Origin of the sequence: Rhodococcus sp. 14-1411-2a, assembly GCF_002259485.1 — a bacterium.
In the GTDB taxonomy this organism is placed as follows: domain Bacteria; phylum Actinomycetota; class Actinomycetes; order Mycobacteriales; family Mycobacteriaceae; genus Rhodococcoides.
The window spans coordinates 283,858-298,805 of record NZ_NPGA01000015.1 but is presented as its reverse complement, the minus strand read 5'-3'; the positions used below and the strand labels follow the sequence as shown (position 1 = coordinate 298,805).

At 66.9% G+C, this 14,948-nt stretch carries 18 protein-coding genes; 2 read left to right on the top strand and 16 right to left on the bottom strand.

The annotated features are described in order from the left end of the window. Window positions 1-29: 29 nt before the first annotated feature. From CH291_RS15075 to CH291_RS15055, 6 genes are all read right to left on the bottom strand, one after another. Window positions 30-1,592, bottom strand: a complete 1,563-nt coding sequence (locus tag CH291_RS15075) for a uroporphyrinogen-III synthase (protein ID WP_068046447.1) — start codon at window positions 1,590-1,592, stop codon at window positions 30-32. Next, window positions 1,589-1,759, bottom strand: coding sequence for a hypothetical protein (locus CH291_RS26800; protein WP_156516050.1), 171 nt, complete (start codon window positions 1,757-1,759; stop codon window positions 1,589-1,591). The genes CH291_RS15075 and CH291_RS26800 overlap by 4 nt, the downstream gene beginning before the upstream one ends. Next, a complete protein-coding gene (hemC, locus tag CH291_RS15070) occupies window positions 1,752-2,729 on the bottom strand; it encodes a hydroxymethylbilane synthase (RefSeq protein ID WP_094687918.1) in 978 nt (325 codons plus the stop codon). Before hemC ends, CH291_RS26800 begins: the two co-directional genes overlap by 8 nt. Next, window positions 2,726-4,138 carry a glutamyl-tRNA reductase gene (locus tag CH291_RS15065; protein WP_094670492.1) on the bottom strand — a complete coding sequence of 471 codons (1,413 nt, stop codon included), beginning with the start codon at window positions 4,136-4,138 and terminating at the stop codon, window positions 2,726-2,728. Before CH291_RS15065 ends, hemC begins: the two co-directional genes overlap by 4 nt. Continuing rightward, window positions 4,135-4,965, bottom strand: a complete 831-nt coding sequence (locus tag CH291_RS15060; protein ID WP_094687917.1) for a redox-sensing transcriptional repressor Rex — start codon at window positions 4,963-4,965, stop codon at window positions 4,135-4,137. Before CH291_RS15060 ends, CH291_RS15065 begins: the two co-directional genes overlap by 4 nt. A gap of 157 nt (window positions 4,966-5,122) precedes the next feature. Continuing rightward, a complete protein-coding gene (locus tag CH291_RS15055; protein ID WP_068046471.1) occupies window positions 5,123-5,404 on the bottom strand; it encodes a glutaredoxin family protein in 282 nt (93 codons plus the stop codon). A gap of 206 nt (window positions 5,405-5,610) precedes the next feature. Here CH291_RS15055 and CH291_RS15050 point away from each other — a divergent pair, with 206 nt between their 5' ends. Further along, on the top strand, window positions 5,611-6,546 hold the full coding sequence (locus tag CH291_RS15050) for an HAD family hydrolase (RefSeq protein ID WP_068046474.1): 936 nt from the start codon (window positions 5,611-5,613) through the stop codon (window positions 6,544-6,546). Between the two features lie 18 nt (window positions 6,547-6,564). On the opposite strand, the gene CH291_RS15045 is transcribed toward CH291_RS15050, so the two are convergent. The 10 genes from CH291_RS15045 to CH291_RS15000 all read right to left on the bottom strand — a co-directional run bounded on the left by CH291_RS15045 (window position 6,565) and on the right by CH291_RS15000 (window position 14,134). After that, the gene (locus CH291_RS15045) at window positions 6,565-7,053 is read right to left on the bottom strand and encodes a GNAT family N-acetyltransferase (RefSeq protein ID WP_094641470.1); all 489 of its coding nucleotides are present in this window, start codon (window positions 7,051-7,053) and stop codon (window positions 6,565-6,567) included. 22 nt (window positions 7,054-7,075) lie between these two features. Next, window positions 7,076-8,125 (bottom strand): lysophospholipid acyltransferase family protein, encoded by a 1,050-nt coding sequence (locus CH291_RS15040; protein ID WP_094670491.1) that lies wholly within the window; start codon window positions 8,123-8,125, stop codon window positions 7,076-7,078. After that, window positions 8,122-9,267 (bottom strand): NAD-dependent epimerase/dehydratase family protein, encoded by a 1,146-nt coding sequence (locus tag CH291_RS15035; RefSeq protein ID WP_306437687.1) that lies wholly within the window; start codon window positions 9,265-9,267, stop codon window positions 8,122-8,124. Before CH291_RS15035 ends, CH291_RS15040 begins: the two co-directional genes overlap by 4 nt. A 144-nt stretch (window positions 9,268-9,411) precedes the next feature. Continuing rightward, entirely contained in the window at window positions 9,412-9,513 is a 102-nt protein-coding gene (locus CH291_RS15030) for a 30S ribosomal protein bS22 (protein WP_003402602.1), read from the bottom strand. A gap of 219 nt (window positions 9,514-9,732) precedes the next feature. Beyond that, the gene (locus CH291_RS15025; protein WP_008713658.1) at window positions 9,733-9,969 is read right to left on the bottom strand and encodes a helix-turn-helix domain-containing protein; all 237 of its coding nucleotides are present in this window, start codon (window positions 9,967-9,969) and stop codon (window positions 9,733-9,735) included. A gap of 127 nt (window positions 9,970-10,096) precedes the next feature. Beyond that, window positions 10,097-10,912 carry a pyrroline-5-carboxylate reductase gene (gene proC / locus CH291_RS15020; RefSeq protein WP_068282380.1) on the bottom strand — a complete coding sequence of 272 codons (816 nt, stop codon included), beginning with the start codon at window positions 10,910-10,912 and terminating at the stop codon, window positions 10,097-10,099. 18 nt (window positions 10,913-10,930) lie between these two features. Then, window positions 10,931-11,788, bottom strand: a complete 858-nt coding sequence (locus CH291_RS15015) for a thioesterase family protein (protein WP_094641064.1) — start codon at window positions 11,786-11,788, stop codon at window positions 10,931-10,933. A gap of 22 nt (window positions 11,789-11,810) precedes the next feature. Continuing rightward, window positions 11,811-12,653 carry a sugar phosphate isomerase/epimerase family protein gene (locus tag CH291_RS15010; protein WP_094641063.1) on the bottom strand — a complete coding sequence of 281 codons (843 nt, stop codon included), beginning with the start codon at window positions 12,651-12,653 and terminating at the stop codon, window positions 11,811-11,813. A gap of 12 nt (window positions 12,654-12,665) precedes the next feature. After that, on the bottom strand, window positions 12,666-13,823 hold the full coding sequence (locus CH291_RS15005) for a hypothetical protein (RefSeq protein ID WP_094687915.1): 1,158 nt from the start codon (window positions 13,821-13,823) through the stop codon (window positions 12,666-12,668). After that, window positions 13,820-14,134: a Ppx/GppA phosphatase family protein gene (locus tag CH291_RS15000; protein WP_373454855.1), complete on the bottom strand. Its 315-nt coding sequence runs from the start codon at window positions 14,132-14,134 to the stop codon at window positions 13,820-13,822. The genes CH291_RS15005 and CH291_RS15000 overlap by 4 nt, the downstream gene beginning before the upstream one ends. Window positions 14,135-14,172: 38 nt before the next feature. Between CH291_RS15000 and CH291_RS14995 the strand changes: the two genes are divergently transcribed. Next, window positions 14,173-14,925, top strand: a complete 753-nt coding sequence (locus tag CH291_RS14995; protein ID WP_179272174.1) for a hypothetical protein — start codon at window positions 14,173-14,175, stop codon at window positions 14,923-14,925. Window positions 14,926-14,948 lie beyond the last annotated feature (23 nt).

Genomic DNA, 14,948 nt, shown 5'->3' with positions numbered 1-14,948 from the left:
CGGGTGCTATTCGGCTCTTCTGGTGGGACCTAGCGCCGACGTGACTTCTTTCGCGGCGGGGGCAACGCACCCTCGGCGCGCAGGCGAGCCGCGTGCTCGGCGAGTGCCTCGACCAACGGTCCGACCTGAGCCGACTCGGGCTGCACGTCCACGCGCAGACCGAATTCGACGGCCGTCTCGGCGGTCTTGGGTCCGATGCACGCAACGAGCGTGCGGGCGTGTGGCTTTCCGGCGATGCCGACCAGGTTCCGGACGGTGGAACTCGACGTGAAGCACACTGCGTCGAAGCCGCCGGTCTTGATCATCTCGCGGGTCTCGGCGGGGGGCGGTGCTGCCCGGACGGTGCGGTAGGCGGTGACGTCGTCGATCTCCCAGCCCCGTTCGCGCAGGCCCTCGGCGAGAGTCTCGGTGGCGATGTCGGCGCGGGGCAACAGAACTCGGTTGACCGGGTCGAAGACCTCGTCGTACGGCGGGAAGTCCTCGAGCAGTCCGAGCGAGCTCTGCTCACCGGAGGGCACGAGCTCGGGGTTGATGCCGAACGAGCGCACCTTCGCCGCGGTTGCCTCACCGACACAGGCGATCTTGACGCCGGAGAACGCGCGAGCGTCCAGACCGAACTCCTCGAACTTCTCCCACACGGCGCGCACGGCGTTGGTGGAGGTGAAGACGACCCACTGGTAGCGGCCGTCGACCAGGCCCTTGACGGAGCGTTCCATCTGGGCCGGGCTGCGCGGGGGCTCGACGGCGATGGTCGGGACCTCGATGGGGATGGCTCCGTGGGTGACGAGGCGATCGCTCATCTCCCCGGCCTGATCCTTGGTACGCGGCACCAGTACGGTCCAGCCGTAGAGTGCGCGAGATTCCCACCAGGACATCTTGTTTCGGCCGGAGACGACCTTGCCCACGGTGACGACGAGCGATCCGACGAGCTCGGATCCGGCGTCGTTGAGGGTGGCGAGGGTGGCCTCGACGGTGCGCTGCTGACGGGTGGTGCCGCGGACGGTGATGGCCGCGGGCGTCTGCGGCGCGAGGCCGTGTTCGACGAGGGCACTGGCGGTTTCGGCCAGGTGACCCGACGTGGCGTGCAGTACGAGCGGGCCCGGAGCAGCTGCGAGTGCTGCCCAGTCGACCTCGCCGCGGACGTCGGCCTCGGTGTGACCCGAGCCGAGTGCCATGCCTGCGTAGCTGGGGACGGCCGATCCCGACGGCAGGCCGGGGAGCACCTCGAACGGCACGTGCGTGCGAGCGACGGCGCTGACCTCGGCGATCACCGAGTCGGTGGTGAGCGGATCACCGGAGACCAGGCGAACCACGTCGTGGCCGTTCTTGGCCTCGGCGAGAAGGGTTTTGGCGACCTCGGCCGGTTCGCCGAGTGCCGGACGAACCTCGACACCGTTCTCACCCGTCTCCGGGTCACGCGGAACGTCGGCACCGACGAGGGCGGTGACACCCTTGTCGACGTCGGGGTCGGTGAACGCGAGCTCGGCCGCTCCGAGCACTTCCCGTGCCCGGACCGTGAGCAGAGCCGGGTCACCCGGCCCGGATCCCACGAACAGGATCCGTCCGTTGGTGTTCTTGCGGACTGGGCTCATCGGTTGTTCTCCAGTGCTGTCTTGTGTGGGTACTGCAGTTCTATCGGGGTTGCGGTGCCCCGTTTCGGAATCAGTCGAGCGGTGGCGATCGACTCTCTTCGCACCACCGGACGAGTCGCCTTGCGTTTGGCGCGTCCGCGGACGGGTGCCGTTATGGCCCTAGACATGAGATCCACCCTGTACCTGAGAACCGGCCTGTGCTGGTTCGGTGACTGAAACGAGTTCGCGCGCACCGAGATCGAGCAGTTCGCGGGCCAGTTCTCGGCCCAGCGCCTCGGCTCGGTCGGGTGATCCGACGATCGACGCGCGGATGGTGTCGCTGCCGTCGATGGCGGCGACGCAGCCCCGCAACGACAGTTCGTCGAAGATGCGGCCGTCCTCGTCGATGGATTCGACTACCTCTGCGATCGCGCCGACCGGAGCGGTGCAGCCGGCTTCGAGTTCGGCGAGCAGTCCGCGTTCGGCCGCCACCGCGGCGCGTGAGTGTGCGTCGTCGAGGGTGGCGATCGCGGTCACGAGATCGGTGTCCTCGACGCGACATTCGACTGCCAACGCGCCCTGGGCGGGTGCCGGGAGCAACTGCACCGGGTCGAGCGCTTCGGTGACGACATCCAACCTGCCGATACGGGACAGGCCGGCGCGGGCGACGATGACGGCGTCGAGCTCACCCGACGCGACCTTGCCGATCCTGGTGTCGAGGTTGCCGCGCAACGGCAGAACGTTCAATCCCTGTCCGAGAGCACGCAGTTGAGCGATCCGGCGGGGCGCGGACGTGCCGACCTTCGCGCCGGCGGGCAGTTCACCGAGTACCAGTCCGTCCCGGGCGACCAGGGCGTCGCGCGGGTCCTCGCGAGCGGGAATGGCGGCGATGGTGAACCGGTCGTCGGCCGCAGTCGGTAGATCCTTGTACGAGTGCACGGCGATGTCGACAGTGCCGTCGGCCAGCGCCTCACGCAGCGCCGCGGTGAAGACACCGACGCCGATCGTCTGTACGGGCGCAGCAGAGAGGTCGCCCGCGGTCTTGACGATCACCAGTTCCGCCTCGACTCCGGCTGCCGCGAGGGCCACCCGAACGGTGTCGGCCTGGGTGGTCGCGAGAAGGCTTCCGCGAGTGCCGATCTTGACGATGCCGGTCATTCGGCACGCTCCTGACCGGTGGCATCGCTGGGGTAGGAGTCCGAGCGCAGATCGGTACGGCTGGCGGTGAAATCGTCGACCAGCTCCAGCGAGCCGATCTCCATCGGCATGGCAACCGCGTCGACCGAGCCGGGGCTCAGCTCGAACAACTCACGCAGCGCAGCGGCGTAGGAATCCCCGCCCGGCGTGCTGGCTAGTTGCTTGACCCGCACGGTGGGCGAATGCAGCAGCTTGTCGACGACGCGGCGCACGGTGCGGGCCACCTCGTCGCGCTGCGGCGAGTCGAGTCCGGGCAGCCGCGATTCCAGCCGCAGCAGCTCTCCCTCGACCACCTCGGCGGCACGCTGACGCAGTGCCGTGACAGTGGGGGTGACCTCGGCAAGTCGTTGTCCGGCAAGGTATCCCGAGAGTTCGCTCGAGACGATCTCGCGAGCTGCGGACGCGTCGTTCGCCGCGGCACCGGCAGCAGGATCACGCTGCAGGGACTCCATGTCGAAGACGGTGATGCCCGGCAGACCCGACACCGCGGCGTCGACGTCGCGCGGCAGACCGAGGTCGCAGATCACCAACGGTCGATCGGAGCCGCGGCGGGCGAGAGCGAGGTGGGCGTCGGCGATGGAGACCACGGCCCCCACCGCTCCGGTACAGGTGAGGAGGATGTCGGCCTCGGCGACTGCGTCGGCCAGGTTCTCGAGCGCGACCGAGGTTGCCGTGATGCCGTTGGACACGGCGTTCTCGGCCAGGTGGTCGGCTCGCTCGCGAGTGCGGTTGACGACGGTCAGGCTGCCGATTCCGGCGCGGCCCAGGTGCGCGACGGCGAGTCCGCCCATCGCACCGGCTCCGAGGACGACGGCCTTGCGGCCGGCGAGGGAACCGCCGAACAGGTCCGCAGCGCGGTCGAGGGCGACCGAGACCACCGAGGCTCCGGCGGCGTCGATTCCGGTTTCGCTGTGCACGCGCTTGCCCACGCGCAGGGCCTGCTGAGCCAGTTCGTGCATCACCCGGCCCGATGCCTGCTGCCCGTCCGAGGCGGCGTACGCCGAGCGGATCTGGCCGAGGATCTGCTGCTCGCCGATGACCATCGAGTCGAGGCCACTGGCCACGGCGAAGAGGTGCTCGACGGCGGCCTCGCTGTAGCGGACGTAGGCGTGCTTGGTGAGGTCCGCGACCTCGAGACCGGAGTGCTCACCGAGAACTTCGCCGACGGCGGTCAGCGCGCCGTGGAACGCGTCCACGACGGCGTAGATCTCGACGCGATTGCACGTGGATACCACCATGACCTCGGAAATGCTTCCGCTGGCCATCAACTTGTCGGTCAGTTTCGGGCGATCGGTGTCCGTGATGGCGACACGCTCGAGGACTGCGACGGGAGCGCTACGGTGCGAAATCCCGACGAGAAGGACACTCACGGTGCAATCACCGATCCGTTTCTTGTCGAACTGTTGACTGGGCTTGGGTTGCCGGCGATGCGCGGGCCGTGACTGCGGCCGAGACGTGCCGTGGACGTGAGCGGGGGCGGCGAGACCGGCTGCGGTCGGGGCGCGGTGACGATGGCCGGACCGGCGATATCGGCAGGTCCGGAGACGTTGCGGGAGCTGTTGAAGGAGAGCACCTGCATCTCCACGGCCAGGTCGACGCGTCGCACCTCGACGTGCTCGGGGACGTCGAGAACCATGGGTGAGAAGCTCAGGATGCATTCGACGCCACCGGAGACGAGCTTCTCGGCGACGCTGCGCACGGCCTGGTCGGGGGTGGCGATGACGCCGATGGTCGCTTCGAGTTCGCGGCAGGCGACGACGAGTTCGTCGACGTGCCGGACGGTGAGTCCGTCGACGTCGGTGCCCACTCGCGCCGGGTCGCTGTCGAAGAGGCCGACCATCGTGAAGCCGCGTCGAGCGAATCCGCCGTAGCCGGCCAGCGCCTGCCCGAGGTTGCCGACTCCGGCGAGGACGACGCGGTGGCCGCGGTCGAGTCCGAGTGCGCTGTCGATCTTGGCGCGCAGGCGGGCCACGTCGTAGCCGACTCCGCGGACGCCGTTGGGGCCGAGGAAGGAGAGGTCCTTGCGCAGTTTCGCCGATCCGACGCCTGCTGCGGTGGCCAGTTCTTCACTGGAGACGATCAGAACGCCCTCGTCTGCGAGGATCGAGAGGACCCGCAGGTACGTCGCCAGACGGGTGACCGTAGCCTGAGGGATGACCCGCTCTACGCCGCTGGGCGACGGGCGCTCTTCGGTCACGTCTGGGGCTCCTCGTCCGAACGGCAACGACGGCCGATCTTCACGCTGATCCTGCGTTCGTGTCTATTTCACGGACGCTGTTCACACCACGGTAACTGCTTGTGAACGAATGAACAAAGTTGCGCACACCGGCCCTCACCTGCACACGCGAGAGCAATCACACGTTCTTAGGGTGCCCTGCCCGGGTCAGATCGGCCCGCAACCGCGGCACGTCTACCTCCCAGTAACTGTGTTCGATGCCGTCGAGCAGCACCACGGGCACGCGATCCCCGTACTCCGCACGCAGGTCAGGCGATTCCGCTGCCGCCTCGTCGACGTCGACGACGGTCACTGCCACGTCGAATTCGCGGCACACCTCGTTCAGGACCTCGAGCGCGTGAGTGCAGGAATGGCAGCCTGCACGGGTGAGAAGAGCCACGCCGGTGGGGGTCGTCTGCATGCCTCCACTGTGACACGGCCGTAACGGAGACGAAGGTCACAGTCCCCGGTCTCACGTGGGGCCGACCGACAGGGGTCGAGTGCTGCCCTTCGCCTGTCGTCCGGACAACCCCGACTAGGCTTGCGGCGAGCGACTCGACTGGGAGGTGGACAGAAGTGAGTGACGGGGGAACAGACCTGCCGATCGAGAACACGCCCGATATCGACATGGTCGATACGAACGATCCGCGCGAGGACAAGCAGTTCAAGCGCCGCATCCGCAGAATCCGCAATCCGTTCGGTCCGAGCGATGCCGAGGTTCGCGCCAACGTTGCAGGCCAGGCCAGTGCCGATGCCGCGCTGGCGTTGCAGATCGAGTCCGAGGGGGCCGTTCCCCGGGATCTGACTGCTGCGGCCTTCTTCGACGTGGACAACACGATGGTGCAGGGCGCGTCGATCATTCACTTCGCTCGCGGGTTGGCCGCCCGGAAATACTTCACCAGCGGCGATCTGGCCCAATTCGCTTGGCAGCAGGTCAAATTCAGGGTCAGCGGCAAGGAGAACAGCGAGGATGTGGCCAGCGGACGAGAGAAGGCGCTCTCGTTCATCACCGGCCGTCCCACCTCGGAGCTGACCCGGCTCGGCGAGGAGATCTACGACGAGATGATCGCCGACAAGATATGGGCCGGCACCCGGGCTCTGGCGCAGATGCACCTCGACGCCGGTCAGCAGGTCTGGCTGGTGACGGCCACTCCCCTCGAACTGGCCCAGATCATCGCCAAGCGTCTCGGCCTGACCGGCGCGCTCGGAACCGTCGCCGAAAGCAAGGACGGAGTGTTCACCGGCCGTCTCGTCGGCGACATCCTGCACGGCATCGGCAAGGCGCACGCGGTGCGCTCGCTGGCGGTGCGTGAGGGTCTCAATCTCAAGCGCTGCACCGCGTATTCGGACAGCCACAACGACGTGCCGATGCTCTCGCTGGTCGGCACCGCCGTGGCGATCAACCCCGATACCGATCTGCGTGAGCTGGCCAAGAACCGGGGTTGGGAGATCCGCGACTACCGCACCGGACGCAAGGCCGCCAAGATCGGTGTGCCCACGGCGTTGGCGTTGGGCGCGGTGGGCGGCGGGCTGGCTGCGGTGATCGGCCGACGCAAGGCCTGATCGTCCGACCGCGGGTGATCAGAGAGTGAGCTGCATCAGCGTCAGGTCCAACCACCGACCGAACTTGACGCCCACCTGCGGCATCTGTCCGACGGTGGCGAACCCGAACTTCTCGTGCAGCGCGATCGACGTGGTGTTCTCGGACTCGATGAACCCCACCAACACGTGAATGTCGCTCGCTTTCGCTCGCTCGATCAACTCGCTCAGTAGCGCACTGGCCAGCCCGCGACGGTAGAAATCTCGATGGATGTACACCGAGTGTTCCACCGAGTGTCGGTAGCCGCTCTTGACCCGCCACTGCCCGTACGACGCGTACCCGGCCACCCGGCCGTCGACCTCCGCGGTGAGTACCGGGTATCCCGCGGCGATCCTGCCCTCGAACCAGGCTGTGCGATCGGCGAGATCGACCTGTTCTTCGTCCCAGATGGCGGTGGTGTTGGCGACCGCATCGTTGTGGATGTCGAGAATCTCGGGTAGATCGGCAGCGGAGGTGTCGCGAATATGCACTGCCACACGATAACCCGAGCGTCTAACCCAGGAAGACGTTGCGCCTCTTGGCAAGCAGTCGATAGAGCGTGTGCTGAATGGTTTCGCGCACGTGGTCGGTCAACTCGAACAGCACCATCGGATCCTCGAATGCGGTGGAGTCGTACCCGTCGGTGGGGATCGGCTTGCCGAATTCGATGTACCACTTGGACGGCAACGGGATCAGACCCAGCGGGCCGAGGTGCGGGAAGAACGGCGTCACCGGAAAGTAGGGGACGCCCATCAACCGGGCCAATGGTGCGATGTCGCCGATCTTGGGGTAGATCTCTTCCGAGCCGACGATGGAGCACGGGATGATCGGCACACCCGTCCGCAGAGCAGCCGAGACGAATCCGCCGCGACCGAATCGCTGCAACTTGTAGCGCTCGCTGAACGGTTTGCCGATGCCCTTGAACCCTTCCGGGAACACGGCGGCGACCTCGCCGGTACGCAGCAGTCGTTCGGCGTCGGGGTTGCACGCGAGCGTGTGCCCGGCCTTGCGCGCGATCGTGCCGACGCCGGGCATCTCGAATGCCATGTCGGCGGCCAACATTCGCAGAGGGCGGTGCGCCGGGTGGTGATCGCGTACGGCGACCGACGCCATCAGCGCATCGACGGGCACGACGCCCGCATGGTTGGCGACGACGAGCGCGCCGCCGTCGGACGGAATGTTCTCGATGCCCTTGACCTCGACGCGGAACCACTTGTCGAACAACGGCCGCAGCAACGGAAGCCAGACCGCGTCGGCGAAGTGCGGGTCGTAACCGAACTCGTCGACACTGTAGTCACCGGCCAGCCGCCTGCGAACGAACTCGGCGACCGAGGAGATCTGGTCGACGATCGTGGACTTGGTGTCGTCGATCATCGACAGCAACGGAGTGGGGAGCGAGGGCGTCACTGCCGACGCGTCGGCAGGAGCCGGGGCCGACAACGGCGTCGGCTCGCGAGGATCGGCGTAGGCGGAGGGGTGGCGTTCACGCGAGCCCGCAGCCGCTCGCGCCGAGCGGCCGGACGTGCCGCCGTGCAATGGAATCACTTTGGCCACTTCGCTCACCTGTCCCCTCCCGAACTACGCACCGCTCCCGAACTACGCACCGCTCCCGAACTACGCAGTGCCGCCAGTGCCCGCGCCGTGGACGCGCCTGTCTCTACGGCCGAGACCAGTCGATCTTCGACGCTGTCCACCCATTCGGTTCTGATGACAGGCCGCAGCGCGGCGCCTCGGACGAAGTCGTCGAATGCCTGAACCGTAGTCCACCGCGGCTCGAAGCCAAGGACGGACCGCATGCGGGTGGTGTCCAGTCCGCAGCCGAAGTGGAAGTAGTCGAGTTGCTCGGTGGTGAACTCGCGCATCATGCCGCCCATCAGTGCGCGGCCGACGCTCTTGAACAGCGGAAACGGCACCGGCACCTGAACGCGGCCGGCTCGGCGAATCGCCTGGGACAGCATGATCGTGCCGTCGGCTCCGATGTTGAACGTGCCCGCCGACCCACCGAGAGTCGCGCGCTCGAGCGCAGCCAGAGCGTCTTCCTCGTGCAGCAACTGCATGCGTGCGTCGCGACCGACGATGCTGGGAATCAGCGGCGAGGTCATGTAGCGCGAGATGGTGCCGTTCAGTCGTGGACCGATCAGCGGCGCCATGCGCAGGATCGACACCGCGATGTCCGGCCGTCGACGCCCGAGACCGCGAACGTATCCCTCGATGTCGATCGAGTCCCGCGCGTACCCACCGCTCGGGGGGCGTCGAGCACTCATCTCCTCGGTGAATTTCACCGGGTCCTTCGCGCTGCAGCCGTACACCGAGGACGACGAACGCAGTACCACCCTCTCGACGGTCGGTGACTTCTGGCAGACCGCGAACAGCTGCATCGCGCCGATGACGTTGAGGTCTTTCATCGTGGCGCGGCCGCCGGATTTCGGGGGCTTGGCGACGGTGGCGGCGTGCACGACGGTGTCGACGCCGGCATTGCGAATCACTTTGCCGATCAACGGATTACGAATGTCGGCGCGGACGAATTCCGCGCGTCCCATGCGGCGCAACAGATCCTTGCTCGGCGAGACCGCATCGACGGCGATGACGCGCTCGATGTTCGGATTCTGGGCCAGTCTGGTGACGAGGTAGCCGCCGAGGAATCGGCTCGCTCCGGTCACGAGGACCACTCGGGGCCCAGACGATCCACGATCGCTCGGACTCACTGCGCACCCCCAACGTCGGTTCCGCTGCAAAGCCTACTGGATCGACCGGGCTCGGCGCGGGTGAGAAGCAAAGCCCGTTCTTCGAACGGAAGAAGCCCGCCACCGATGGTGACGGGCTTCCCCATGAAGCAGATGACGGCAGGCTTATTTGCCGAGTTTCCTGCGCTGCACGCGGGTACGACGAAGCAACTTGCGGTGCTTCTTCTTCGACATGCGCTTGCGACGCTTCTTGATCACTGAACCCATGCGGGTGTCCTCACGTTCTTCTCTAGCGTTTTCGCGCACGCCGTTTGCGTACGCCTACCTGACAACCAAGCCCTGAGGGCTTCGAGCCAAAAGCCTTGGTCACCGAGCTGGCGCTGGGGCCACGTACTCGCCCACGGCTGCACACCGGCTGGCTGGCACGACGAGCGCCAATCCTACCGGTGTGAACCAGGACTTACGAAACCGGCCCCACGTGCACTACTAGCCTGCGTCGAAGTACGAGGTCTCGAGATAGTCGTGGACCGCCTTGGCGTGCACACGAAAAGACCGACCCACTCGTACAGCGGGCAATTCTCCGCCGTGCACCAGCCGGTACACGGTCATTTTCGAAACCCTCATCAGCGTCGCCACTTCGGCGACCGTGAGGAACTGCGTTCCGGCCAGGGCCGGTTGACCGTCCGGGGACGAACCCTTGGACGGCTTGTTTATAGACGCCATCAATCCACATACCTCCGGCACGTCTCATGCGGCAGGCTTCCCCTCCTGCCGAACAGACACGCACGTGCTGCCCCCGAGCCTATAGGGACAGATGGGGTTACTGCGACGGGAGTGGGGAAAAGATTTTCTATTCTGCTGTGATGCCCATCTCAATGGATCGGGCATTTGCGGCACCGAGGGCATCGAAAAACGCTGCTCGGACGCCCTTTCTCTCCAATTCACGCACTGCTGCGGCGGTCGTTCCGCCCGGAGAAGTCACCGCATATCGAAGCTCGCTCGCGCTCTCGTCGGAGCGATCGAGCATCGCCCCGGACCCCACCATCGTCTGAACCACGAGCGCCGACGCCACGTCGCGGCTCAATCCCAGGCCCACTCCGGCGTCGATCATGGCCTCGGCCACGAGGAAGAAGTAGGCCGGCCCGGAGCCGGACACGGCCGTCACGGCGTCGAGCTGGTTCTCCTTGACCACGACCACCTTGCCGACGGCCGAGAGGATCGAGCGCACGAGTTCGAGGTGCTCGGCGCGGGCGTACTTGCCCGGTGCCAACACGCTGACGCCCTCCCCCACCAGCATCGGGGTATTGGGCATGACCCGAACGACCGGGAAGCCGGCGGGGAGCTTGGGCTCGAACTTGGCGGTAGGGACTCCTGCGGCCAGCGAGACGATGAGTTGTTCGCGATCGCCGTCGAGTTCGATCTTCGTGATCTCGGTCAGTGCCGCTTCGACGTCGGCCGGCTTGACCGCCAGCACGATCACATCGGCTCCCTCGGATGCGTCGCCGACGGTGGTGGTCAGTACTCCGAATTCCTTGGCGATCTCCTTGGCGCGGGCCTCGGACTTCTCGGCGACCACCAGATCGCGCACTGCGTGGCCGGACTCGAGGAGTCCCGCAATCAACGCCTCACCGATCCGTCCGCCGCCGATCACTGCAATTCTCGTCATACGACCAAGCCTGCCATGTCAGTTCGAGCGCGGCACCATCGCCAACTGTCTGCTCTGCACCACGACGGCACCGGTCGAATCCAGCACCACGTGGTCCTCCTCGAACCAGGTGCTGCCGATGACGGTGCTGGTCGCCGCCACCCGCAGCCACCCCGGTGCCGGACGGCGTCGCAGGTAGGTCGTCAACTGCACGGTCGGAGCCCAACCGAACATTCCGCGGTTCATGGTCACCGGAGCCGAGATGTCTCCGGTCATCAGTGCGAACAGCACTGCGGTGTCGAGGTCGGCCTCGTCGCCCGCGAATGGACGCACCCACAGTCGAATCTCCGCCTCGCCCTGCTGGCCGGTCAGGAACGACGCCGACGACGCGTCGATCCGCATCTCGCAGCCCTTGGCGACGTGCACGATCGACGCCATCGGATGATCGCCCGCCACCGCGAGGGTCTCCGCCGGCGGTTCGGCTGCCATCGACGCCAGCGACGTCGGCGTCTCGTGGTGGGGTTCCTCGGAATCGGGACGACCGAGGGTCACCACCGCCCGCACGGCAACGCGTCCGGCCTGGGTGAGTTCGACGTCGACGTGCGAGACCTGACGGCCGCGCTTGCGTACCACCGTCGTCAGCGCGACCTCGCCGGGATCGGGAGCGGCCAGGTAGCTGACGCTCACCGCGAGCGGCTGGATCTCGGCCTGCTCCGGGTCGGTCGTGACGATGTGCTTGCGCGCTGCTGCCGCGCAGACGGCGAGCATCACACCGCCGTGCACCTTCGGACCGATGGTCCAGGTGGAGTCGATCGCGCCCGCGAACGACGCGGTGTCGGCGGCGACCTCGAGCGCGGTCAGGGTGGTGGCGGCGGTGAAGGGGCTGGCGGAACTCATTTCCGACAACTTACCGGCGGCCTCAGGACAGGTGTGCGCGGGCGAACTGCAGTGCTTGCCCGAGCATCGAGGAACGCTCGGGGACCGTGCGCGCGTTCTGTGTGTTGATCTCGATCACTGCCTGTCCCTCGAAGCCGCGGCGCACCAGTTCGGTGCACACCTCCACGCACGGTTGACTGCCGTGGCCGGGGATGAGGTGCTCGTCCACCGATGCGCCCCGGCCGTCGGCCAGATGCAGGTGCGCGATGCCCTCGCCCATCCGGTCGAGCATCTCGAGCGCGTCCGAGCCCGCGGTGGCCGTGTGCGAGAGGTCGAGGGTGTAGTGCCCGTGGCCGACGTCGGTCGGGTCGTAGGACGGCGAGAACGCCGACAGTGCGGCCCCCGGACCACCGCGTCGTTCGAGTCGCTGTGCGGATTTCTCCTTGCGCCCGAAGAAGCGATCGGCGCGCATGGGGAACATGTTCTCCACGGCGACCACCACGTGCGAGTTCGATTCGAGTTCGGCGACCTGATCGGCAAAGCCGTCGCTGTACTTGCGTTGCCACCGGAACGGTGGGTGCACCACGACCGTCGCCGAGTCCAGCTTCTCGGCCGCCTCGACCGAGCGGGCGAGTTTGGCAACCGGATCGGATCCCCACACTCGCTGCGAGATCAGCAGACACGGCGCATGGATGGCCTGCACCGGCATCGAGTACTCCCGCGAGAGCGCGGCCACCGCGTCGACGTCCTGGCTGACGGACTCGGCCCACACCATCAGCTCGATGCCGTCGTACCCGAGCTCTGCCGCATACCGGAACGCCGCCTCGGTGTTCTGCGGGTAGACCGACGCCGTGGACAGTCCTACCTGAATTCGCTTCGCGCCCATCGGTGTGCCGACTCAGCCGGTACTGAGCTGGAAGGCGAGCGGACCGAGCGTGACGAATACACCGACGGCGATCGCGATGACGATCGAGATCAGATCGTCGGTGCGTCGCAGAATCCTCACCACCGCGACGAGTCCGACGATGACCAGCACCGACAGCACCAGAGCGACCCACGGCAACACGTCCCACAGTTGCTCGAAGCCCTTGAACAGCAGCGCGCCGACGGCGATCGACACCACTGCCTGACCGATCAGCACCAGCCATTGCCGGACGGCACCGCCCTTACCCTTGACCGCCGCTGCCCGGCGGTCGGTGCGCGAGGCCGCAGTAGCGCTGTCGGCCGCCGCGTCCGGTGCGTCGTCGGTGTCGGCCTCGACGTCGGTCGCGGTCTTCGGTTCGTCGTCGATCTCCGGCTTCACGAGATCGACGACCTCGGTGGCGGCGGACGTATCGACCGCCGACTCGTCGGCCGACTCGGCCGTCGTATCGTCGGTGCGTCGGATGCGCGGAGACACCGCGGTCTTGGCCACGTCGTCGACGTCGACGAGCGCGGCACGCGGAGCGACGTCGGTGTTCGGCTCGACCACCTCGACCTGCCGCGAGGCTCGGAATCCCACAGGCTTGCGGGCCCGGCCCTGCTCGGCCGGGGTGGATCCGTACGGAAGCCGATCCGACGCAGGCACCGTGGACACAGCCGGGCGCTTGGACCGTTCGGTGTCGTCGTGTGAGCGGTTCAGCAGGTCACCGGCAACCGTCGTGGATCCGGACAGCAGTTCAGGCTCGGGCTGCTGCTTCTCGCGCTTGCCTGCCGGTTGGAACGGGGTGGGGCGAGTGGTCTGCGGCTTGGCCGGTTGCGGCCGGGAGGAGCCGGCGGCGGGTGCGTCGTCCTCGGGCGCATCGCTGCTCTGCGGCGCTGCCGGGGCGACGTCGGGGGTCTCGGGCGTCTCGGGCCCGGACGCGTCGGGAGCCGGGGTTTCGACCACCACGGCGCTGCGGTTGCCGGGCTCGTCGCGTACGACGGGGATCTCACCGGTCAGCTCGGCGACGGAGATGCCGCCCTTGACGCCGCGGCGACGGCGACCGCCTGCGCTCAGGTTCGTCTTCTGACCGTTTCGAGCCAGCAGCTCGGCAACCGAGATCTGTCCGGTGTCCTCCGGGTTGGTGTCGCTCATCTCGAGCTCACCACCGGATCGCCGTCGGTTTCGGGGTCCAGCTTCCTCAACATCAAACCTTCCTTCAGCGCCCACGGGCATATCTCGGGTGACTTCGTTGTCGATGCCCGCATGCTCGCCTCCGCTACCAGAGCCCCGGCCACCAGTGGTGGCGACCTGTCGGCGCTGACACCTTCCAATTCTGCACGGTCGGCCACGACGATCCGCGTTACGAACGCTACGAGTCGCCTCGAGCCGCGTCCGTACCGGCGTCGAGCACCCCTATTCGCACATGCCCACGGTACTGGGTCTACCGTCGTCGTTTGTGACAGCAGGTCGTGAGCAGCAGTCGTTCGCTGCAGAGGTCGAGATGGATTTCCCGCGAGAATGGGTCGAGTTTCCCGACCCCGACAATTCGGAACATCTCATCGCTGCGGATCTGACGTGGTTGTTGTCCAACTGGACCTGCGTGTTCGGAACTCCGGCATGTCAGGGAACCGTCGCGGGCCGACCCGACGACGGTTGCTGCTCCCACGGCGCGTTCCTGTCCGACGAGGACGACAAGCGCAAGCTCGACGAGTCCGTGAAGTTGCTCACTCCGCAGGATTGGCAGCTCATGGACAAGGGTCTCGGCAAGAAGGGGTACGTCGAATACGACGATCTCGACGACGAGCAGTCGCTGCGGACGCGGCGCTACAAGGGTGCCTGCATCTTCCAGAACCGTCCCGGGTTCGAGGGCGGAATCGGGTGCGCGCTGCATTCGATGGCGCTGCGCAAGGGCATCGAGCCGCTCGAGGTCAAGCCCGACGTGTGCTGGCAGCTGCCGATCAGGCGCACCCAGGACTGGGTGACGCGGCCGGACGGCTCCGAGATCCTCAAGACCACGATCGGCGAGTACGACCGACGCGGCTGGGGCGAGGGTGGTCTCGATCTGGACTGGTACTGCTCGGGCTCGCCCGATGCGCACGTCGGATCGAAGCAGGTGTTCGAGTCCTACAAGCCCGAACTGACCGAGCTGCTCGGCAAGGCCGCCTACGAGGAATTGGCGTCCCTGTGCAAGCGCCGCCGCGGTCTTGGTCTGATCGCGGTGCATCCGGCCACCCGTGAGGCGCAGCGTCGATAGAGCGGCTGCGCCGCACGTGAGCG